Source organism: Amycolatopsis sp. NPDC048633 (assembly GCF_040650695.1).
Classification (GTDB): domain Bacteria; phylum Actinomycetota; class Actinomycetes; order Mycobacteriales; family Pseudonocardiaceae; genus Amycolatopsis.
The window spans coordinates 41,996-63,470 of the sequence record NZ_JBEZHS010000027.1 but is presented as its reverse complement, the minus strand read 5'-3'; the positions used below and the strand labels follow the sequence as shown (position 1 = coordinate 63,470).

General features: G+C 71.9%; 19 protein-coding genes. 9 read left to right on the top strand and 10 right to left on the bottom strand.

Going from position 1 to position 21,475, the window contains the following annotated elements; all coding sequences use genetic code 11:
- Positions 1-86: 86 nt before the first annotated feature.
- Positions 87-440: a VOC family protein gene (locus tag AB0C38_RS35410; RefSeq protein WP_360681938.1), complete on the bottom strand. Its 354-nt coding sequence runs from the start codon at positions 438-440 to the stop codon at positions 87-89.
- Positions 441-510: 70 nt separating this feature from the next.
- On the bottom strand, positions 511-1,311 hold the full coding sequence (locus tag AB0C38_RS35405; RefSeq protein ID WP_360681936.1) for a hypothetical protein: 801 nt from the start codon (positions 1,309-1,311) through the stop codon (positions 511-513).
- 259 nt (positions 1,312-1,570) lie between these two features.
- Between AB0C38_RS35405 and AB0C38_RS35400 the strand changes: the two genes are divergently transcribed.
- Positions 1,571-3,151, top strand: a complete 1,581-nt coding sequence (locus AB0C38_RS35400; RefSeq protein WP_360681934.1) for a substrate-binding and VWA domain-containing protein — start codon at positions 1,571-1,573, stop codon at positions 3,149-3,151.
- A 10-nt stretch (positions 3,152-3,161) separates the two neighbouring features.
- Complete coding sequence (locus AB0C38_RS35395) at positions 3,162-4,904, top strand: hypothetical protein (protein ID WP_360682061.1); 1,743 nt, start codon at positions 3,162-3,164, stop codon at positions 4,902-4,904.
- Here AB0C38_RS35395 and AB0C38_RS35390 read toward each other — a convergent pair.
- The gene (locus AB0C38_RS35390; protein ID WP_360681932.1) at positions 4,898-5,602 is read right to left on the bottom strand and encodes a class I SAM-dependent methyltransferase; all 705 of its coding nucleotides are present in this window, start codon (positions 5,600-5,602) and stop codon (positions 4,898-4,900) included. The two genes, AB0C38_RS35395 and AB0C38_RS35390, sit on opposite strands and share 7 nt — an antisense overlap.
- Positions 5,603-5,695: 93 nt before the next feature.
- Here AB0C38_RS35390 and AB0C38_RS35385 point away from each other — a divergent pair, with 93 nt between their 5' ends.
- The gene (locus AB0C38_RS35385; protein ID WP_360681930.1) at positions 5,696-9,703 is read left to right on the top strand and encodes an alpha-(1->3)-arabinofuranosyltransferase; all 4,008 of its coding nucleotides are present in this window, start codon (positions 5,696-5,698) and stop codon (positions 9,701-9,703) included.
- A gap of 102 nt (positions 9,704-9,805) precedes the next feature.
- Here AB0C38_RS35385 and AB0C38_RS35380 read toward each other — a convergent pair whose 3' ends face one another.
- Positions 9,806-11,017, bottom strand: a complete 1,212-nt coding sequence (locus AB0C38_RS35380) for an oligosaccharide flippase family protein (protein WP_360681928.1) — start codon at positions 11,015-11,017, stop codon at positions 9,806-9,808.
- A 70-nt stretch (positions 11,018-11,087) separates the two neighbouring features.
- Here AB0C38_RS35380 and AB0C38_RS35375 point away from each other — a divergent pair, with 70 nt between their 5' ends.
- From AB0C38_RS35375 to AB0C38_RS35365, 3 genes are read left to right on the top strand one after another with little or no spacing between them, the layout of a single operon-like run.
- Positions 11,088-12,770 (top strand): hypothetical protein, encoded by a 1,683-nt coding sequence (locus tag AB0C38_RS35375; RefSeq protein ID WP_360681926.1) that lies wholly within the window; start codon positions 11,088-11,090, stop codon positions 12,768-12,770.
- Between the two features lie 3 nt (positions 12,771-12,773).
- Positions 12,774-12,956 carry a hypothetical protein gene (locus tag AB0C38_RS35370; protein WP_360681924.1) on the top strand — a complete coding sequence of 61 codons (183 nt, stop codon included), beginning with the start codon at positions 12,774-12,776 and terminating at the stop codon, positions 12,954-12,956.
- 4 nt (positions 12,957-12,960) lie between these two features.
- Positions 12,961-14,016, top strand: a complete 1,056-nt coding sequence (locus AB0C38_RS35365; protein ID WP_360681922.1) for a hypothetical protein — start codon at positions 12,961-12,963, stop codon at positions 14,014-14,016.
- 44 nt (positions 14,017-14,060) lie between these two features.
- On the opposite strand, the gene AB0C38_RS35360 is transcribed toward AB0C38_RS35365, so the two are convergent.
- Positions 14,061-15,215: a glycosyltransferase family 4 protein gene (locus AB0C38_RS35360; RefSeq protein WP_360681920.1), complete on the bottom strand. Its 1,155-nt coding sequence runs from the start codon at positions 15,213-15,215 to the stop codon at positions 14,061-14,063.
- 136 nt (positions 15,216-15,351) lie between these two features.
- On the opposite strand from AB0C38_RS35360, the gene AB0C38_RS35355 reads away from it, so the two are divergent.
- Positions 15,352-16,047, top strand: coding sequence for a class I SAM-dependent methyltransferase (locus tag AB0C38_RS35355; RefSeq protein WP_360681919.1), 696 nt, complete (start codon positions 15,352-15,354; stop codon positions 16,045-16,047).
- Between the two features lies 1 nt (position 16,048).
- On the opposite strand, the gene AB0C38_RS35350 is transcribed toward AB0C38_RS35355, so the two are convergent.
- Complete coding sequence (locus tag AB0C38_RS35350; protein ID WP_360681917.1) at positions 16,049-17,116, bottom strand: DUF3068 domain-containing protein; 1,068 nt, start codon at positions 17,114-17,116, stop codon at positions 16,049-16,051.
- A 274-nt stretch (positions 17,117-17,390) separates the two neighbouring features.
- On the opposite strand from AB0C38_RS35350, the gene AB0C38_RS35345 reads away from it, so the two are divergent.
- Entirely contained in the window at positions 17,391-17,882 is a 492-nt protein-coding gene (locus tag AB0C38_RS35345) for a hypothetical protein (protein ID WP_360681915.1), read from the top strand.
- Here the strand turns inward: AB0C38_RS35345 and AB0C38_RS35340 are convergent.
- Positions 17,879-18,313 carry a MarR family transcriptional regulator gene (locus AB0C38_RS35340; protein WP_360681913.1) on the bottom strand — a complete coding sequence of 145 codons (435 nt, stop codon included), beginning with the start codon at positions 18,311-18,313 and terminating at the stop codon, positions 17,879-17,881. The two genes, AB0C38_RS35345 and AB0C38_RS35340, sit on opposite strands and share 4 nt — an antisense overlap.
- A 61-nt stretch (positions 18,314-18,374) precedes the next feature.
- Between AB0C38_RS35340 and AB0C38_RS35335 the strand changes: the two genes are divergently transcribed.
- The gene (locus AB0C38_RS35335) at positions 18,375-19,487 is read left to right on the top strand and encodes an NAD(P)/FAD-dependent oxidoreductase (RefSeq protein ID WP_360681911.1); all 1,113 of its coding nucleotides are present in this window, start codon (positions 18,375-18,377) and stop codon (positions 19,485-19,487) included.
- Here the strand turns inward: AB0C38_RS35335 and AB0C38_RS35330 are convergent.
- Genes AB0C38_RS35330 through AB0C38_RS35320 form a run of 3 tightly spaced genes read right to left on the bottom strand, consistent with a single transcriptional unit; the run spans position 19,484 to position 21,398 of the window.
- Positions 19,484-19,690, bottom strand: coding sequence for a helix-turn-helix transcriptional regulator (locus tag AB0C38_RS35330; RefSeq protein ID WP_360681910.1), 207 nt, complete (start codon positions 19,688-19,690; stop codon positions 19,484-19,486). The two genes, AB0C38_RS35335 and AB0C38_RS35330, sit on opposite strands and share 4 nt — an antisense overlap.
- On the bottom strand, positions 19,690-20,169 hold the full coding sequence (locus tag AB0C38_RS35325; protein ID WP_360681908.1) for a DUF2975 domain-containing protein: 480 nt from the start codon (positions 20,167-20,169) through the stop codon (positions 19,690-19,692). Before AB0C38_RS35325 ends, AB0C38_RS35330 begins: the two co-directional genes overlap by 1 nt.
- Positions 20,170-20,219: 50 nt before the next feature.
- Positions 20,220-21,398: a helix-turn-helix domain-containing protein gene (locus AB0C38_RS35320; protein WP_360681906.1), complete on the bottom strand. Its 1,179-nt coding sequence runs from the start codon at positions 21,396-21,398 to the stop codon at positions 20,220-20,222.
- Positions 21,399-21,475 lie beyond the last annotated feature (77 nt).

The window sequence follows — 21,475 nt, the reverse complement described above, 5'->3', positions numbered from 1 at the left end:
GCGCCCCAATGTGGCCTTGGTTGCGTCAGACGCACCAAAGGCCGCCTTGGGTGCGTTGGACGCACCGAAGGCCACATTGGGGCGCTTCAGGCCGGCTGCCAGAGCTCGACGCGGTTGCCCTCGGGGTCGGTGACCCAGCCGAAGCGGCCGACGCCGTCCATGTCCTGCGTCTCCTCGGCCACGTCGGCACCCTTCTCGCGCAGCTGGGCGAGCATGGCGTCGAGGTCGCGGACCCGGAAGTTGAGCATCGTCTGCTGGGTGGGGGAGCCGAAGTAGCCGGTCCCGGTCTCGAACGGCGCGAAGACCGTGGGCCCCGGCTCCGGCTGCCACCGGCCGTGCTCGTCGGCGCCGAGGCCGAGGCAGTCCCGGTACCAGGCACCCAGTGCCGCCGGGTCCGCCGCGCGGATGAAGTACCCACCGATCCCGCGTACGCGTTCCATGCCGCGATCCTGCCAGCGCGGCGGGGAGCCCGGGGCCGCCGACACGCGGAAGGGGCCCCGGACCCCGGCCCTACCCGACGATGTCGACCTCGAACGGGTCGCCCGCGCTGTAGTTGATGTCGGCCCACACCGCGCCCGGCAGGTCGTAGCGCCGGTGCGACGTCAGCTTGTTGTTGTAGCCGGCGATCTGCGTGGGGTTGTGGCCGACGCCTTGGTGGTCGTTGCCCCAGGCGAAGATGTCGCCGACCCACATCGGCTTCGAGAAGCCGTCGCCGCCGAGCCGTGGCCGGATGATGACCGCCGCACCGGGGCTGCCGGACAGGAACACGCGCACCGTGTTCTGGTTGGCGTTGGGCGGGGTGACGGTGATGCGCTCCATGATCTCCACTCCAGTCGAGGCGGATCCGTTTCCGTCCACACCGGGCCAGTAGTCGGCGACGGACGAGACGTCGTAGCCCGGGGCGACGTCCCCGCGGTACTGCTTGGCGATCGCACCGTCGGGGATCGCGGGATCCCCGTTGTAGTGGGCGATCCAGTAGTGCGGCTCGGCGACGCCGGCCGACGAGAACGCCGAGCGCACCGTGGGCCAGGTCGAGAGGTTGCAGTAGATCGTGGGGTCCGCGCCGGCCGTGCGGCGCATCCGGACCCAGCCCGGTGCTTCGGCGGGCGTGGCGTCGCCGGGTTCGACGTCCAGGACGTGGCCGTCGTTCGTGCTCGCTTTCTTGACGATGGTGACCTTGACCGCGCTGGGGAAGCGCGCCCAGTCGGCGGCCGACCAGGGTTCGAGTTTGATCTTGTCGATGTATCCCGCGACCATCTGCGCGCCGGCGGGGATGTTCGCGGCCGTGACCGCGTCGTACATCGTGCGCACGGGTTACGTCTCCGTTCGGTGCCGTTCGCCGTTTCGGGGACGGCGAAATCGTCTCCGCGATCCGCCATCGTGCTGTTACCCATGTGGGACGGGCGTCAAGCGAAAATGTTACGCAGTTTCGGTCCGTCACCAAAATGGCGGCACCGCACAATTCCTTCACCACGGGTTCACGGGGCGATGGTGACTTTCCGCTATCGGTACTGGCTTCCCGCTCACCCGGCTGGCAAGCTGCCAGGACTTCACGACGGAAGGTACGTGCATGGCGGCACACCCGGCGCGGGCCCGGCGCATCGACGCGCGGGTCGTCGTCCTGAGCGTGCTGCTCGTGGTCGCCCTGCTGGCCTGGTTCGGCGTCGACTACCTGCGCGACCGCCTCGCCGCGGGAGGCTGTGACACCACGACGCCGGTCCACATCACGGCGGCGCCGGACCTCGCGCCGGTGCTCACCGCGCTGGCCCGGTCCGTGCCGGAGCAGGACTGCTACACCGTCGAGGTCACGGCGTCCGCGTCGAGCGCCACCGCGGCGGCACTGGAAACCAACGGTGCGAACGGGCCCGACGTCTGGGTGCCGGAGTCGAGCACCTGGCTGCTGCAGGCCCGCGACGGCGGCGCGTGGAACCTGCCCGAATCCGGCCAGTCGGTGGCGAGCTCGCCGGTCGTGCTGGCCCTGACCGACGAAGTCGCGAAGCAGGCCGGCTGGCCGGGGAAGTCACCGTCCTGGTCGGACGTCCTTTCCGGAAGCCCGGTCGGGCTGCCCGACCCGAGCCGCGACCCGGCCGGGATCGCCGCGCTGATCGGCCTGCAGCAGCTGACGAAGGACGCGCCCGACCCGGCCGCGGCGTTCACCGAGGAGATCCGCAAGGTGTCGGCGGTGAAGGAGCCGTTCACCGCGTCGCCGGCGTCGGAACAGTCCGTGCTGGCGCGCAAGCTCGTCGCCGCGTACCCGGCGGCCGGCGTGCCGAGCTTCGACTACCCGTACGTCGTGCTGCCGCGCGCGTCGGAGGCTTCGCGGTCGGCGGCCGAGCGGTTCCTGCGGCTGCTGCTCGACCAGACCGCCACGAAGACGTTCGCCGACGCCGGGTTTCGGACGCCGGGCGGGCAGCTGCTCGGCGACCGGCCCCCGGACACCCGCACGAACGCCGCGCCGCGCCCGGCCGGGCCGCCCGCGGCAGATGCGATGTACGGCGTGCTGCAGGCGTGGGCCGGGGCGAACCTCAGCGCCCGCGTCCAGGTGCTGCTCGACGTGTCGGGCTCGATGGCGGCCACCGTCCCCGGCACCGGCCGGAGCCGGATGGCGCTCACCCTGGAAGCCGCGACGCAGGGCCTCGGGCTGTTCAAGCCGACGACGGAAATCGGCCTGTGGCTGTTCTCGACCCGGCTCGACGGCGACAAGGACTACAAGGAACTGCTGCCGATGCGGTCCATCTCGCAACAGCTCGCCGGGGGCGGGGTCGCGACGCTGCAAGCGGTCAAGCCGAAGGCCGGCGGGGCGACCGGGCTGTACGACTCGATCCTCGCCGCCTACCAGAACGCGAGGCAGAACTGGCAGCTCGGCCGGATCAACGTCGTCGTCGTGATGACCGACGGCCGCAACGAAGACAGCGACTCCGTCGGGCTGCCCGGCCTGCTGGCCGAGCTGGGCCGCCTGCAGGACCCGCGGAAACCGTTGCCGGTGATCGGGATCGGCATCGGTCCCGACATCGACGCGAGCGAGCTGAAGCAGGTTTCGGCGGCGACCGGCGGCGCCTCGTTCACCACGCCGGACCCGCGCAAGATCTCCGACGTCTTCTACCAGGCGCTGAGCACGCTCATGTGCCAGCCGCCGGCCTGCAAGAAGTGAGGAACCCGTGCTGGAGCTGACCGAGAAGCCCGCGCCACGGGTGGCGCGAAGACCGTCCACCCTGGTCGTGGCGGCGTTCGTCGCGGGCGTCGTGCCGTTGGCGTTCCACGCCTGGGCCGCGCTGCACGGGAGTTTCGCGCAGGACGACTTCATCATGACCTACCGGGCCGCCGTGGCCGGGCCGTTCGACCTCGGGTTCCTCTTCCAGGACTACCACGGGCACCTGTCGCCCGGCGGGTTCTTCCTCGCCGCGGTGCTGACCTGGTGGGCACCGCTGAACTTCCCGCTCATGGTGGTGCCGCTGCTGCTGATGCGGGCGGCCGCGACCGTGCTGTTCTGGTGCCTGCTCGTGCGCTGCTTCGGCCGCCGCTGGGCGATCCTGGTGCCGTTCACCGTGTTCTCGGCCTCGACGCTGCTGCTGGTCCCGACGTTGTGGTGGGCGTTCGGCGTCCAGATCGTCCCGGTGGTGCTGGCGGCCGCCGGGGCGCTGTACTGGCACGTCCGCTACCTGGCCGACGGCGGCCGGTGGTGGATCGGCACGTTCGCGTGGACGCTCTTCGGCCTCGCGTTCTACGAGAAGGCGGCCGTGGTGCCGCTGCTGCTGGTCGCGGTGACCGTCCTGCTCGGACAGTCCTTCCGGGAGCACCGGCGTTACTGGGCGGGGCACGCGGCGCTGCTGGTCGCGTTCGTCGTGGGCTACCTCGCGTCGACGTCGAGCCAGGTGACCCCCGGCGGCCCGCCGATGACCGCCGGCACCGTCGCCGACCTGACCGGCCGGATGCTCGGCGACACCCTGCTGCCCGGGCTGGCCGGCGGTCCGTGGTCCGGGCCCGGCCCGGGCGCGACCTGGGCGCCGTCGCCGTTCGCGGTCGTGGTCCTGCTGTTCGCCGCGGCACTGGCGCTGCTGTTCGCCGGGGTGCGCGCGGGCGGCCGCCGGGCCTGGCGGGCGTGGGCGCTGCTCGGGCTGCTGTTCGCCGTGGACGTCGGGCTGCTGGCCCTGACCCGGCTGCGCGAAGTCGGCCCGGCCGCCGGGGACGACCCGAGGTACGTCGCCGAGCTGGCGCTCGTGGCCGCCCTTTGTGGAGCGTTCGCGTTTCTGACGCCCGGCGAAGTTGCGCCGTCCGGCGGAAAGCGTGAACGGCCGATCGCGCTAGCCGCGTGCGTGCTTTTGCTCATCAGTTCCGCGGCAGGGTTTTCGCGGCTGGCCCCGGCCCTGCGGTTCGAACATTCCGCGCAGTACCTCGGAAACGTCCGGGCGGCCGTCGCCGAGGACCCGGATCTCGTCTTCTACGACACGTTCGTGCCGTCCGATGTGGTCCACGAGTGGTTCGGCACGGACTCGCAGGCGTCCCGGGTCGCCGGCCTGGTGCCCGGCACGCACTTCGACCAGCCGACGAACCGGATGCACCTGCTCGACGCCACCGGCAACCCTCACCTGATCACCGGGGTGGAGGCGGAATCCCGTGGAGTGCCGGGGCCGGTGCCGAACTGCGGGTACACCGTCGGCCAGACCCAGGTGCGCGTCCCGCTCGACAAACCGGTGCTCGGCCGGCACCTGCTGAAGATCGACTACTTCACCTCGGACGGCGGCGAAGGCCTGGTGGACCGGACGCCGGTGTGGTTCCAGGCCGGGCTGCACTCGCTGTACCTGCCGGTGGACGGCCTCTTCGACCACATCGGCGTGCAGCTGTCGAGCGCGGGCGCGCCGGTGTGCGTCGCGAAGATCGAGATCGGGAAACCGGTTGCTCAGTAAGGGTCGTACGGGCTGTCGTGCCCGAAGAGCCGAGCCACCGGCCGCAGCCGCAGGCGCAGCAGCACCTTGATCCCGACGTTGCGCAGGAACCACGGCAGCTGCGCCAGCACGCGCACACGGTCCGCCGTGGACGGTGGGGTCAGCCGGAACCGCGCCAGCGACGTCGCCCGGTCCACATAGGCGTACCGGCGTCCGAAGAGGACTTTCGCGATCGTGCCGAGCGTGACGCCGATCGAGGAAAAGCAGTCGTGGACCAGGATTTCCGCGTCCGGCGGCAGGTGCGCCGACCAGCGCAGGTCATCGGTGTAGGTCCAGTAGTCGTGCTTGCCGTCGATGTAAAGCAGCTGTATGGGCCGGTCCCAGTCAGGCCGCAGCTCCGTGCTGTAACCGGCGACGAGCTCGACGACGTCGTCCAGCCCGGCCTGGCGGATGTTGCGCTCGAACAGCTGCCGCGTCGGTGATCCGCCGAACAGCCTGCCGTCCACGAAGGGGTCGACGGCGATCACCGTGGCGCCGACCGTGCGGGCCGCCGCGCCGAGGACGATCGTGGATCTGCCCTGGTGGCTGCCGATCTCCAGGACGACGTCACCCTTTTCGAGCCGGCGCGCGGCCTGCCACAGCGCCTCGCCCTGCGCGCGCGTCATCCAGCCCTTGACCGGCTCGGCCAGTGCCCATGCGTCGGCGAAGCCGTCCGCCACCAGTTCTTCGGGAATGGCGCACCTGCCTGTGCAGTCGGAAGTCGGGAAAATCGTCGGCACATGGTAGCCAGGTTTCGGCTTAGTATCTACCGGATGGTAACCACCACCCGCGAACGCACCCGGGACGACGCCCCGCCCTCGGGCGGCGCCCGGAAGTTCTCGGCCGGTGCCTTCTTCCGCCGGCCCAGCACGTGGATCGTGCTGGCGCTGACCACGTTGTCGTTCCTGCAGATGCCGGGGAAGACGACGTTCGACACGAAGCTCGACCTCGCCGTCGACCCGCTCGCCTTCCTCGGCCGCGCGCTGCACCTGTGGAACCCGCAAGCCACGGCGGGGGAGCTGCAGAACCAGGCCTACGGCTACCTCTTCCCGATGGGCCCGTTCTTCGCGCTGTGCCAGGCCGCCGGCCTGCCGGCGTGGGTCGCGCAGCGGCTGTGGGGCGCGGTCCTGCTCTCGGCCGCGTTCGGCGGCGCCCTGCTGCTGGCGCGGGCGATGAAGCTCGGCACCGAGCGCACGCGGCTGATCGGCGCGCTCGGGTACGCGCTCGCGCCGCGCATGCTGACCGAAATCGGCGGTCTGTCCGCGGAAATGCTGCCCGCGGTGCTGCTGCCGTGGGTGCTGGTGCCGCTGGTCCGGGCCGGGACGATCGGCTCGCCGCGGCGTGCCGCCGGGCTGTCCGCCCTCGCCGTGCTGTGCATGGGCGGGGTCAACGGCGCGATGGTCGTGATGGCGCTCGTCCTGCCGGGACTGTGGCTGCTGACGCGCAAGTGGACGCGCCACCACGTCGAACTGGTCCTGTGGTGGTTCGTCTTCGTCGTCGGCGCGACGCTGTGGTGGATCCTGCCGCTGCTGCTGCTCGGCGAATACAGCCTGCCGTTCCTGGACTACATCGAGTCCGCGACGAACACGACCGCGCCCATGTCGCTGTTCGAGGTGCTGCGCGGGACCAACCAGTGGGTCGCCTACGTCGTGCAGGGCACGCCGTGGTGGCCGGGCGGCTGGTCACTGATCGACAACCCGGTGCTGATGCTCGCGACCGGGCTCGTCGCCGGTGTCGGCCTGCTCGGGCTGACCCGGCGCGGCCTGCCGGAGCGGCGGTTCCTGGTGCTGGGCGTGCTCACCGGCCTGACGCTGCTGACCATCGGCTACGTCGGCACGCTCGACAGCCCGCTGGCCGAGCAGGTCCGGCACCTGCTCGACGGGCCGCTCGCCCCGCTGCGCAACGTGCACAAGTTCGAGCCGGTGCTGCGGCTGCCGCTGATGCTGGCGTTCGTGCACGGCATCTCGAGCCCGGTCCGGGTGAAGTCCGCGCGCCGGTTCCTCCGGCCGGCGCTGGGCCTGCTGCTGGTGCTGGTGATGGCCGCGCCCGCGTGGCTGCTGAACCTGCGCTCCGGGCCGGGCTGGGACGAGGTGCCCGGCTACTGGTACGACGCGATGGGCTACGTCGCGAAGGCGGACCCGAACGCGCGGACACTGCTGCTGCCGGCCACCGGCTTCGGCGAGTACGACTGGGGCCGCACGGTCGACGAGCCCGCGCAGGCGATCGCGAAGAGCCCGTGGGCGGTCCGCAACCAGGTACCGCTGGGGTCCGAAGGCAACACCCGGCTGATGGACTCGGTCGACGCCGCACTCGCCGACGGCCGCGGCGACCCGGGGCTCGCCGCGCTGCTCGCGCGGTCCGGGTACCGGTTCTTGCTGCTGCGCAACGACATCGATCGGGAACGGAGTACCGCGCCGCCGATCGCGACGCTGCGGGCCGGGCTGGCCGGCTCGCCCGGCATCGGCAAGGCGGCGGAGTTCGGGCCGCTCGAGATCTACGAGGTCCGGCAGCCGGTGCCGCTGGCCACGGCGACGTCCGCGAAGGACGTCCCGACGGTGAGCGGCGGTCCGGAGAACCTGCTCCCGCTGATCGACTCCGGCCAGCTCGACCCGGCGACGCCGACCGTGCTGACCGGCGACGGCGGTTCGCCCGGCGGCCCGCGGCTGGTGACCGACGGCCTGCGCCGCGCCGAGCGGAACGTCGGCGGCGTGCGGGACAACCTCAGCCAGACCCTGACCGCCGGGGAGGCGTTCCGTCAGCAGCGTGCGGCCGGTGACGTCCTGCCGTTCCCGGGCGAGGAGCACCAGACCGTCGCCGCCTACCGGGGCATCCGCGCGGTGACGGCGTCGACGGCCGCGTCGTTCGCCGACGCCTTCGGCGGGTCCGATCCGGGGCACCAGCCCTTCGCGGCGATCGACGGCGACCCGCGCACGGCGTGGCATTCGTCGGCGTTCACCGGGCCGATCGGCCAGTGGCTCGAGGTGGAGCTCGACACCCCGCGGCTGGTGAACGCGGTGGACCTGCAGATGGTCGACGACCTCCGGGTGGGCTGGCCGCCGACCCGGATCCGGATCACCACCGACAACGGCTCGGTCGACCAGCAGGTGATCCGCGGGGCCGGGTCGCACACCTACTCCGTCATGGCCGGGGTCACCCGCAAGGTGCGCGTCACGCTGCTGTCGCTGGTGGTCGGGCGGCAGGACGGGAACGTCGGCATCGCGGAGCTGAAGATCCCCGACACCGAGCCGCAGCGCGCCTTGGAAGTCCCGGCCGACCTACCCGCCGGGCCGGCGCCCGGGTTCGCGTTCACTCGCGGCGCCTCGCCGCGGTACGCCTGCCTGCCTTCGGACGGGGCGGTGCGGTGTGACGCGTCCGCCGCACGCGACGGCGAAGAGCCCGACGGCATCCGGCGGCTGTTCAGCACCCCGGCCGAGCAGACGTTCCTCGTCGGCGGCTCGGTGCTGCCCGCGGGCGGCGGGAAGAACCCGGTGCAGCTGCCGGGGGTCACGGTGGCGTCGACGTCGCAGCTGGCCGGCGACCCGGCGGCGGGCGGGTTCGCGGCGGTGGACGGCGACGCGGGCACGACGTGGCGTCCCGACGCCACCGACCTGCGTCCGACGCTCACCCTGGGCTGGACCGGCACGAAGCGGATTTCCGGGCTGCACATCGGGGTTTCGCCGTCGAGCGGTGCTCGCGCTCCCCGGCAGGTCGAGCTCGTGGGTCGCTCGGGGTCGCGGACGGTGCAGCTCGACGACGGCGGGTCGGCGTCGTTCGAACCGCTGGACACCGACCAGCTGCAGGTCGTGCTGCCGGGGGACGACGACGACCCCGCCGCGCGGGCGGTGGTGGGCATCGGGAGCCTGGAGCTCTCCGGCACCGACGGGCTCCTGCCCGGGCCGGACCCGGCGTTCACCGTGCCGTGCGGCTCGGGGCCGAACGTCCACCTCGACGGGCTCGACTACCGGACGTCGGTGCAGGGCACGCTGGCCGACATCACCGCGCACCGGCCGCTGGCCTTGAAGATGTGCCGGGACTCGGAGGGCGGGATCTCCCTGCCGCCCGGCGGGCACGAGCTGCGGACGGACCGGTCGGAGTCGTTCGTCGTCCAGGATCTGTGGCTGCGTCCTTCGGTCGAGGCGGCTCCGGTTGTGCGCCGCGCGGTGCAGGTGGAGAAGTGGGACGCGGCGTCGCGGTCGGTGAAGGTGGCGCCGGGCGAGGAGGCGGTGCTGGCGGTCCCGGAGAACGCGAACGCGGGCTGGGTGGCCACTTTGGACGGACGCGAGCTGGCCCGCACCCGCGTCGACGGCTGGCAGCAGGCGTGGATCGTCCCGGCCGGCGCGGGCGGGGTGGTGTCGCTTTCGTTCACGCCGGACTCTTCGTACCGGACGTCGTTGCTGATCGGCGCGTTCGCGGTGGCGCTGATGCTGGCGGGGGTCTTCTGGCCGGCCCGGCGGCGGTCGTTCCGGGTGCTTCCCGGGGGATCGATCGTGCCGGTGGCGCTGATCGTGCTGCTGGTGGCACTGGGCGGGATGCTGCCGGTGGTGCTGCTGATCGCGTGCCTGCTGGCCCGCCAGTTCTGGGACCGCGCGCCGAGATACCTGGCGTTCGGCGGCATGGTCGTGGCGGCGGGGGTGTCGGTGACGGGCCGCCTCCTGGGCCACGGCCAGGAGTGGGCGTACGGCCCGGTGACCCAGGCGGCATTGCTGCTGGCGGCGGCCGCGATGGTCGCGACGTGCGTGGACTGGTTCACCCGCAAGGAGAACCCGACCGAACCGGCTTAGGCACCCGTAACTCGCGTGACGGGGAACGTGACTCGCGTGATTGGGGCCGGAACTCGCGAGTTTCGGCCCCAATCACGCGAGATCCGGGTCTGATCACGTGAGTTACGGGTGTTCGGCGGTGCGGCGGGCTCGTAACTCTAGGACGAACCCGGCCACGGCCAGGCCGCCGGCGCAGCAGGCCGCCACCGTCACCACCTGGGTTGCCGATGCGTGCAGCCACGTCGTGATCAGCAACGCCTCCACGCCCACCGCCGCCCACATCAGCACCGCCACCCGGCGGTCGCCGTCGGCCAGGCGCGCGTACAACAAGATCTGGACCAGCGCCAGCATCGACCCGGCCAGGGCGAACGGCCACACCGGCATCGTGCTCCCCGCGTACCGTGCTCCGCCGATCAGCGACAGCAGTGACGGCCCCAGCACCAGCGATGCCAGGAGCACGAAGGCGTCCAAGAAGGCACACACCGCCAGCGCCACCGGCAACACCCGCCGCCGGCCGGAAGCGGCCGCGAACCGGGGGAGCACCAGGACCCCCACCGCCTGAGGCAGCCAGTACGCGATCTTCGTGACGATCGCCCCCAGCGCGTACTCGCCCGCCTCCGAAGACGGCAACGTGTGCCGGGCCAGCACCAGATCCAGGTTCACCAGCAGGACGAGCGCCAGCATCGCTTGCGCCGTGTGGAGTACTTCGGCGCCGTGGCGGTCGGCCCAGCGGGGACGCGGGCGGCCGCAGATCTGCCAGGCCACCACGATCACCGCCAGCGACCCGAGAGCCGTCCCGACCAGCGCACCCGTCGTGGTCCCCGCGACGAGCAGGCCCACCAGGGACCCGCCGACCTTGCCCAGCCCCTCCAGCGCGATCAACCCGGCCAGCACCGCGAACCGGTGGGCGCCCTGCAGCATCCCGTGGAACACCCCGAGCAGCGTCAACGGCCCGAGCGCGGCCGTCACCAGCAGCGCCGGCGTCAGCGAACCCAGGTGCAGCAGGAGCACCAGCAACGGGCTGAGCGTCAAGGCCACCGTCGCGACGATCGCGCTCGTCACCAGCCCCAAAGCGAACAGCGACCCCTGGGAAAGCGACGGCGAGCGCGCGACCCGCAGCGCCACCACCGTCTGCAGCCCCATCGCCGGGACGACGCCGATCACCAGCACCGCCAGCAGCGAGCTCAGCTCCCCGAACGCCCCGGGCGCGAGGATCCGCGCGGCCGCGAGGCTCAGCACGTAGCTGCCCGCGTTGTTGCCCGCGAGCGCGAGCGAGACGAGGATCGCCGCGACCCGGTTGCCGGTCCGCGTCGGCACTTCGGTGTCTACGCTCAACGGCGGGCTCCCGTTACCGGCGGGTAATGACCAGGCACCCTAACCGCGCGGACTACGGAAAGGAAGGGCAGTGGACGCACCGAGCAGGCGGCTCGCGCTCCCCGTCGTGTCCGCCCTGCTGGCGTTCGCCGTCTGCGCGCCCCTGCTCGGCCGCGGGTTCGTCCTCTCCTACGACATGGTGTTCGCGCCCCGGCAGTACTTCGTGCCGGACGCCTTCGGGGTCGGCAGCACGCTGCCGCGGTCCGTCCCGGCCGACGCCGCCGTCGCGCTGGCGACCACCGTGCTGCCCGGCGACATCGTCCAGAAGATCGTCCTGCTGCTGGCCATTTTCGCGGCCGCGTACGGCGCCGGCCGGCTGGTCCCGACCGAGCACCTGGGCACGAGGCTCGTCGCCGCGACCGCGTACGCCTGGACGCCATACGTCGCCGAGCGGCTGTTCATCGGGCACTGGCCGCTGCTCCTGACCTACGCCTGCCTGCCGTGGATCGTCAGAGCGGGACTCGCCGCGCGCGAGCACGAGCCGAACGCCCTGCCGCGGCTGGTGCTCGCGTGCGCCCCGGCGGTCCTGACCCCGCCGGGGGGCGTGCTCGCCGCGGTCGTCATGGCCGTGGCCGCCGGTTCGCGCCGCCTCTGGCAGACGCTCGCCATTGCCATCGTGCTCAACCTGCCGTGGCTGGTCCCGACGTTCCTCAACGCCGAGGGCACCTTCTCCGACCCGGTCGGCGTCACGGCGTTCAGCGCCCGGCCCGAAAGCTGGGGACCCGCGCTGCTCAGCGTGCTCGGCCTGGGCGGCATCTGGAACGCCGAAACGGTGCCCGGCAGCCGGTCCATGCCGCTCGTCCCGGTGCTGACGCTCATCGTCGTCGCCATCGCGGTCGCCGGCCTCGCGCCGCTCACCAGACGGTGGGGGAAGGCGCCGGCCCGCTCGCTGTTCGGCCTCGGCGTCGCGGGCGTGCTCCTGGCGTCGCTGGCGACGTTGCCGGGCGGCGACGCGCTGCTGACCGCGGCCACGCGGCACCTGCCCGGCGCGGGACTCCTGCGGGACGCCCAGAAATGGGTGGCCTGGTGGGCGTTGCCGCTCGCGCTCGGCTTCGCGCTGGCCATCGAAGTCGCCGCGGCGAAGCTGAAAACCGAGCGGGGACGCATCGCGCTCGTGACGGCGGCGGCCGTCTTCCCCCTGCTCACCATGCCGGACCTGGCCTGGGGCGGCTGGGGACGGCTCGCCACCGCGCAGTACCCGGCCGACTGGCAGGCAGTGTCCGAAAAGCTCGGTGACCGTCCCGGCGACGTGCTGACGTTGCCGCTTTCGACGTTCCGCGGGTTCGCCTGGAACGACGACCGCACGCAGCTCGACCCGGCGCCCCGCGTCCTCCCGAAACCCGTGCTGATGGACGACACGCTCCAAGTCGGACCGGACCGCATCGCCGGGGAGGACCCGCGCATCGGCGACGTCCGCGCCGCGACGTCCGCCCGGGAGCTCACCACCGCGGGCATCGGCTGGATCCTCGTCGAGCACGGGACGCCCGGTTACGTCGACTCGCGGCTGCTCGCCGACGCGACGCCGGTGTGGTCGGGTGAGTGGCTGACGCTCTACCGGACCCCGGGTGTGCCCGCGGTGAAAGCGAATTCGTGGACGCCCGCCTTGGTGGCGAACGGAGTAGCGCTGACGTCGCTGTGCGTCGCACTGTTGTGCCGCATGTTACCGATGCGTACATTGAGGCGCGGCAGGAGTTCCCCGCCGCGGAAGGAGTGACACGTGGGCACGGTCATCGGCGTGATCGCCGCCGTCATCATCGGAGGCGGTCTGGCGACCGGAGCCGGGTTCGCCCTCACCCAGGGTGCCGACCCGGACAACACCGCCCAGGTGCAGGAAAAGCTCAACGCGCAGGTGAAGTACAACCCGGCCGACCACCCGAACAAGCTCTACGGGAACCGCTGACGCGGTGACCCCGCTCGCCTCCGACCACGCGCACCGCGTCGTCGGGCTCTACGGCGACCCCACCGTTTCCTGGAGCATCCTCCTCGAAGCGGAGCTCGGCACGGCCGCCCCGGAACCGGAGAAGCTCCGGGCCCGGCTGGCGGCCGCCGTCCAGCAGTACCCGCATCTCGGTGCCGTGCCGGAAATCGAGCGGACGACCGACTTGCCGGCCACTCGCGACCGGTTCGCTTCGGCACCCTACGAACGGTCCGCGCCCCTTCTGCGCGTCGCTGTCCGCGCCGAGGAGCCCACCCTGCTCGTCGCCGCGCACCACGGCGCCCTCGACGGCCTGGGGCTGCTCTCGCTGCTCGGCATCCTCCTCGACGTCCCGGTTTCCTCGGCGGCGACCGGGATCGGTGAACGTGCCGGCGGCAAACCCTTTGCCCTTTCGGCCGTCCAGCGGCTCGCTGAGGCACTTTTCGCACCCCCGGGCCGAATCACGCCCGACCGGCGTACCGAGGCTGCGGGAGACGTCTTCGCCGCCCGGCACGACACACGGCTACGCCTGGGAGCCGCGGGGTTCGTCGCGGCGGCCGCTCGCGCGACCGGAAGCTGGAACCGCGCGCACGGCGCCCGCACCGCCCGCGTGGTGGCCGCGCTGGGCGCGTCACGGCGGTCCGGGGCCGCGCCGGAACCGGTGCACGACAGCGCGTTCTTCCGGCTGCGGCTCGGCCCGGGCGCGGACGTCGCCGCGGTGCTCGCCGCGCAGGAGCCCGAGCCGGACTTCCCGGCCCGCAGCAGCCGGCTCGCCCGGCTGGGCACGCGGCTGCTGGCAAGCCGGCTCGGCTCGACGTTCCTGGTGTCCAACCTCGGCGTGGTGTCCACGGGGGACACGGTTCGTTCGCTCGCGTTCTACCCGGCGGCGAGCGGTCGTTCCGGCGTGGCGTTCGGCGCGGCGACCACCGGCGGCACCACCACGGTGACGGTGCGGGCCCGCCGCAAGGACTTCGACGCGGACGCCGCGGCTCGGCTGCTCGGCGAGTTCCGCGACGCGGTTCGGGAGCAGGCGCCGCGGCAATGACATGAACGACTCTTTCATGTCGCCGGACGACATGAAAGAGTCGTTCAGGACGCCAGAGCCGAGCCGCGCACCGCCTGGTCCAGAACCCGCGGCCGGGGCGCAGGCTGCCCCGAGACGTCACGGACCAGCGACTCGAACTGCCCGACGCTCACGTCCCAGCTGAACTTCCCGGCCCGCTCGGCCCCGGCCAGGCCCATTTCCGCGCGCCGCAGGCCGTCGGCGAGCAGGCCGTCCACCTGGGCGGTGAAGTCTTCGAAGTCCTCGGCCAGGAGGCCCGTGCGACCCTCCACGATGGACTCGGCCACGCCGCCCGCGGCGCGGTAGGCGACCGACGGCACGCCGTGCGCCGCGGCCTCCATGATGACGATGCCCCAGCCCTCCTTGACCGACGGGCACAGGTGCAGCCACGACCGCGCGAGGATCTCGTGCTTGGCCTGCTCGTCGACCCAGCCGTGCAGGACCACGCGGTCCGCCACCCCGCGCGAAGCCGCGTGCGCGCGCAGCACCTCGTCCCACGGACCCTGGCCCACCACCTCGAGCTTCAGCGAAGGCCAGCGCCGGGCGAGCCGCGCGACGACGTCGATGGCGTGTTCGATCCGCTTGTGCGGCACCAGCCTGCTCACCGCGACCAGCGTCGGGGACGCGTCCCGTTCGGACTCGCACAGCGGCGGCGCGTCGAGGCCGTTGGGCACCACGGTGACGCGCCCGGGCTCGATCCCGAGGCCCCCGAGCTCCGCCTTGGTGACCTCGGAGACCGTGGCGTACCGGCACTTCCGGAACAGCCACGGCGCCAGCCGCGACTCGATCCACCAGCCGACCCGGCCCAGCGTCTCGCCGAGCGCGCTGATCCACTGTTCCTTGTGGACGTGGTGCACGAGCACCAGCACGGGACAGCCGGCGACCAGCCGGGCGAAGAACGGCATCCCGTTCTGCACGTCGACCACCAGGTCGGCGCGGGCCCGGCGAATGGCGCGCAACGCGTGCGTATACACGCCGAACTTGTTGCCCCGCCGCCGGTAGCGGACGCCGTCGCGCCATTCGCCGTCGGTCGCGCCCGGGTAGGCGGCGCACTGGATTTCGACCCGGTACCCGGCTCTCGCGAGCCCTTCGGCCATCCGCTCGACGTACCGCTCCGACCCGCCGCCTTCGGGGTGGCCGGTGTCGCGCCAGTTGACGAGGAGTACACGAGGACGTTCCATCGGGTTATCCAAACTTCGGCGACGATGCTAGGTTACCGGTGCGTACACAGTAGATGAACGTATTCGGGAAAGCGACGGTTCAATGGTAGGTAATCCGGTTCTCGACCGACCTCATCAGGCCACGCTCGGTCGTTCCGTGACGCTCTTCCGCACGTTCCTCACCGAGCAGACCGACCCGGACGGCTTCTATTCCGCGCTGGCCGCCGACTCCGTCCGGCAATTGGCGGCACACACTCCGCTGTCCGGCCGCACGATCCTCGACGTCGGGGGCGGCCCCGGCTACTTTTCGGACGCCTTCCGCGCGGCCGGCGCGGCCTACCTCGGCCTCGACCCGGACGTCGGCGAGTTGTCCGCCCGCGGCGAGCCCGGCGAGAACATGATCCGCGCGAGCGGCACGGAACTGCCCGTACGCACCGGTTCCGTCGACGTCTGCTACTCGTCGAACGTGCTCGAGCACGTCAGCGAGCCGTGGGTGATGCTCGACGAGATGTGCCGGGTGACCAAGCCCGGCGGCACGGTCTTCGCGTCGTTCACGCCGTGGTATTCGCCGTGGGGCGGTCACGAGACCGCGCCGTGGCATTTCCTCGGCGGGCACTACGCCCGGGAACGGTATTCGCGAAAGCTGGGCAAGGAGCCGAAGAACAAATTCAGGGAAAGCCTGTTCCCGGTTTCGGTCGGCGCCGCGCTCCGCTGGGCGAAAGCGACGCCGCTCGCCGATTTCGTGGCCGGGTATCCGCGGTACCACCCGAGCTGGGCGATGTGGATCGTGCGGATTCCCGGCCTGCGCGAAATCGCGTCCTGGAACCTGGTGCTGGTCCTGCGCCGGCGGTGAATCAGCTGCCGGCGAAGGCCACCTGGCGCCGCCGGTGCGAGGCCGGGGGCTCCTGCGGGCGCCGGCGGGCCAGCAGGACGATCGCGACGACGATCAGCACGCCGCCGCCGATGCCGAGCCAGAGCGGGCCGGTGCTCGACAGGAACTCCAGCCTGCCCTTGTTCTCGTTCACCTGGTCGACCATCTGCGCGATGGTCTTGCCGTTGTAGGCGAGCGTCCCGTCGAACACGACCGTCGAGCTGCCGCTGGTGCCGACGCGCAGCTCCTGGTGCTGCTGTTGCTGCTGCTTGACCTGGATCCCGGTGACCGGCTCCACCCACATCGTGTTGACGCCGCGGTAGTAGAGGTCGGCGTCCACGGTGGACTGGTCGGAGCCGACCAGCGAGCCCGGCACCTTCTTCGAGTCGAGCTTCGTGTCGGGGATGTCCTGGACGAACTTGTAGGTCTCGATCCCGTTCACCGTCTCGGTGCCGGTGTAGCGGGCGGTGACGGCCCCGCCGGTGTTGTCGTCGTAGACCTTGTAGTCCTTCTGCTCGGTGCCGAAGGGGAACTTGAAGTTCAGGCCGGGCTGCGCCTTCTCGATGTTCGTCTCGGCCGGCTTCTGGCCGTCCTTGTCGGCCTTGTCCTTCAGCTCGGTGACGTAGCTGCTCTTGGCGTCGCACTTCGGGTCGGTCTCGCCGCTCGGCTCGTAACCTTCGCCGGTGCGCCGGTCGAAGCAGACCTGCCGCTTGCTCGCGCTGAGCACCGTGCCGTCGGCGTCGTCGGTGACCTGCACCGCCAGCAGCCAGACCGCGTAGTCGGTGTCCGCCTGCATCTCCGGCGCGCTGAAGTTCGCCTGCACGTGCCCGGTCGCGGTCAGCTTGGCGTTCTCGCGGATGTTCGAGACCGGGCCGGAACCGTCGTCGGTCACGGCGAGGACCTTGCTCGCGGTGCCTTCGAGCACCGACGTGGAGTCCTGGTCGAGCGGCACCTTGGCGAGCTTGGGGTAGACGTACGTGGGGAGGAGCACCGCCCCGGCGACCGCGAAAACGCCCAGTGTCAGCAAGATCAGGCCGAAAGCACGTCGCAACGGTCCTCCTGGGTCGGTCTTCGTCGACACACAAATTACCCGGCGGTAATCAGGTGGGAGGGATAGTGGCCCGCGCCACGCCGCGCGTCAAAGTGTGACCGGCGGTCACAGACGCCCGGTGCGACCGGAAGGTCGCATGTGCGCCGCCGTTCGGACCAAGCGACCAAACATGTTTGTTCCCGGGCACAACGGGCACGGGCCCACCATCGGACGATCCTCCCTCCGCCGCGCCGTACCGCAAAGGAGAAAATCCCTTTTGCCCCAGGACCCTTCGATGGTCGCCATCGCGGCCACCGCGCGCTGGCGGGCCCGGATCGTGGCGGCGGCCGCGAGCGCGGGAATCACCCTGACCGACCCACTGGCCGGCGTGCCCGGCATCCGCGTGCTCGCCTGCACCCCGGGCGACCTCGGCGTGATCGTGCCGAGGCTCGGCGGCGAGCCCTCGCGCGCGGCGATCGGCGCGCATTCGGACTCGATCGCCGACCGCGAGCTGCGCGACGCCGTCGCCGACGTCGCGGCGCTGCTTTCCCTGCACGGCAACGTGGTGCTCGACCTCGACGCCGGCGGCCGCCGCCGCACGGTGACACGGCCGGACGTGGTCGTCTCGGCCGGCGTGGACCGTCCCCAGTGGACGGAGACGGCGGTGACACTCCCGGTGGGCACGGACCGGCGCGGGGGCCCGCTGACGGTGGCACTCACCGCCGGCCCCGGCTTCGAAGGAACGCTGCTGGAACTGGCGAGACTGGTGGAGGCGGACGCGGCCTAGGCGCTGTCCTGCGCGACGAACCGGCTCAGCAGGTCGTGCAGCCGGCGCCGGTCCGCGTCGTCGAACACCTGCAGCAGGCCGGTCATCGCCTCGGCGAACAGCTCGTCCGCCTCGGCGAGCCGGTGCTCGCCCTCCTTGGTGATCACGATCTCGTAGGCCCGCCGGTCGTCGGCGGATCGCTGCCGCCGCACCAGGTTGCGGCGCTCCAGGTCGTCGACGATCCGGACCAGGGTGGACTTGTCGACCCCGAGTGCCGCGCCGAGCTCGCGCTGGCTGCGGACCCGGCCGGCGCGGACCGTCGCCAGCACCCCGGCGTGCTGCAGCTCGATGCCGGTCGGCCGCGCCGCCTCGTTGGCGTGCGCGCGGGCCAGCCGGTGGGCGCGGTTCAGCAACATCCCGAGAGCGTTCGGATCGACCGGTTGAGCCTCCATGTCGAGAATGCTAGCATCCGAGACAGTCTCAGTTGAGACGGTCTCAGTTCCGGGGGTAATCGTGCGAGTACTGATCAGCGGCGCCGGCCTGGCAGGCCCTTGCCTGGCCCACGGCCTGCGCCGGCACGGCATCGACGTCCTCCTCTTCGAACGCGACGCCGCGATCGACGCCCGCGCGCAGGGCTACCGGATCCACATCGGCGGCGGCGGCGACGCGGCCCTGCGCGAATGGCTGCCCACCGGGGTCTACGAGCAAGCCGCCGCGACGTCCTGCCGGACCGGGCGCGGGGTCACGGTGGCCGGCCCCGATCTCGGGACGTTCACGGAGCTCCCGCTGCCGCCTGCCGTCGCCGGGCTCACGGTCGACCGGCTGACGCTGCGCCGGATCATGCTGCGCGACCTGGCCGGCTGCACGCGCTTCGGCACCGAGTTCGCCGGCTACGCCCCGCTGGACGACGGCCGGGTGCGAGTCCGGTTCGCCGACGGCACCACCGAAGACGGTGACCTGCTGGTCGCCGCCGACGGGGTCGGCTCGGGCATCCGGCGGCAGCTGCTGCCGGACTTCCCGGTGACCGTCGACGACCACCGGCTGATCTACGGCCGCACGCCGCTGACCGGCGAAGCCCGCGACCTGACCCCGGACGCGGCGCTCGAAGGCTTCCTCGGGGTGACCGGCGTGGACGGCCGCGGGCTCGTCCTGGCTGCGCAGCGCTTCCGGCGCGACCCGGCCGAGTTCGGCTTCCCGGCGGGCCGGGACTACGTCATGTGGGCCGCGGGCGCCCCGTCGGCCACGTTCGGCCCGGACCTCTTCCGGCTCGGTGCCGGGGAGCTGATCGACCTGGCGGCGAAGACATTCGCCGGCTGGCACCCGTCGCTGGAGGCGCTGATCCGGCTGGGCGACCCGGCCTACGTCGTGCCGTCGAGCGTCTACACCTCGGAACGACCCGGGGCGTGGTCACCGGGCCCGGTGACCCTCGCCGGCGATGCGGCGCACCCGATGCCACCCGCCGGCGTCAGCGCGGGGGTGGCGCTGCACGACGCGGGCCTGCTCGCCGGCCGGCTGGCCTCGGGCGCGCCGCTGCTCGACGCCGTCGGGGAGTACGAGAAGGAGATGCTCGACCACGGGTTCGCCGCGGCGGCCGCCGCCACTCGTCGCCACCGGGGCCAGCACTAGTCTTCGACCCACTCCAGGAGGTCGCCGGGCTGGCACTCGAGGACCCGGCACATCGCTTCCAGGGTGCTGAACCGCACGGCCTTGGCACGGCCGTTCTTCAGCACCGCCACGTTCGCCGGGGTGAGGCCGACCTTCTCGGCGAACTCCCCGACGCTGAGCTTTCGCTTGGCCAGTTCGACGTCGATCCGCACGATGATCGCCATCAGATGACCGCTTCCAGGTCGGTCCGCAGGGTGGTGGCCTGGCGCAGCAGGGTGCGCATGACCACCATCAGCAGGCCGAGCACGGTGATCCCGACGGTCACCAGGAACAGCAGCATCGGCATCCCCGGGTCGTCCGCGTTGAAGCCGACGAAGATCAGCATGCCGACGAAGACCAGCCACGCGGCACCGATGGCCCAGACGATCGCGTCAACCCACTTCAGGGACGCGCTGGTGAAGATCCGGTCCTTCTTGACCAGCGTCAGCAGCTTCCAGGTCGCGACGACGATCACCTCGACGCACAGCACCAGGAACACCGCGATCGCGGTCAGCGGCCACCGCAGCGGCGCGTCGTGCGGGTTCTGCTGGGCGTGGTAGGCGATGCCGCCCGGCAGCGAGAGCGTCTGGAAGACGACGAGGACGCCGAACAGCACGACGAGGAAGACCCGGAGCGCCGCGACGGCGCGTCTTTCGGTGAGCATGCGACGACTATCGCTGCTTATCTATCGAAAGTCAATCGGTATCTGGTGATCTACGATGGCTCGGGATCGAGGCGCACCGACTCGAGGGCGACGTACAGCTCGCCGATGTCGACGGGGTCGGTCAGGTCGCGCTTGGTCAGGTCCTGCACGCGGCGCAGCCGGTAGCGGACGGTGTTGGGGTGCACGAACAAGCGGTCCGCGGCCTCCTTCGCCGAGCCGTGGCCGGCGAACCACGCGAGCAGCGTGTCGAGCAGGACCTTGCGTTCCGCGCGGGGCAGGGCGAGCACGCCGGCCAGTGCGGACCGCACGACGTCGCGGGCCATCCCCGGCGCGGCGGCGACCAGCGTCGTCACCGGCGAGTCGCCGAACACCACCACGCCGGCCGTCCCCGTGGGCAGCGAGCGGCGGGCGATCCGGGCCCGGTGCAGCGCGTCCGGGACGTCCGGGAACCCGCTGAACGGCTTGCTCATCCCGGCCGCCACCGGCAGCGAGCCCAGCACTTCGCGCAGCCGCCGGACGTCCTCGATGCGGTCGATCGCGACCAGGCCCGCCTCGCCGCCCGGCCGCCAGGCCGAGCGCCAGCGGCGGGCGCGCAGCAACGCCTCGACGGTGTCGTGCTCGTCGGGCTCGACGCGTTCGGTGACCACGACGACGAACATGCCCGCGGTCGGCAGGCCCAGGTTCCGCGCGGCGGCCTCCATGTCGGCCTGGCTCGGGAGCCGGCCGCGGAACAGGTCGTCCAGCCGGCGCGCGTCGGCGTGCGACGGCTCGGCGGCGACCTGCTCGTACGCCGTGGTCAGCGCGTCGGAGTAGAGGTCGATCGCTTTCCAGACGTAGGAGTTGATCTCGATCGTCCGGGTGGGGTTGAGGAACTCCGGGCCGGCGAGCTCGAGCAGGGCTTCGTAGACGAAGGTGCCGCCGATGCGGAAGGCGCGCAGCACCGCGGGCAGCGGGATGCCTTGGCGCGCTTGGACGAGCCCCGTCTTGCGGGCGGCGTCGAGGGCGAGGCCGCTGCCTTCGGCCAGCGCGGTGAGCGCGCGTTCGAGGTTGGCGTGGCAGACCTGCCGCAGCTCGCCGGGCGCGACGCGCTCGACCTGCCGGTAGAAGTCGTCTTCTTCACTGAGCAACCGGGCGAGGCGGTCGGCGAACTCGGGCAGCCTGGCCAGCATCTCGCGCACCAGCTCGCGGTGTTCGCGAGGTACCGGCCTGGCGAGAGCTTCGATGCCCATTCCTCACTTTAGCTCGGGTCCGCGGCCCGGGACATGCACGAACTTGAGTAAAATTCATGTCCACCGGGTGATCGGCC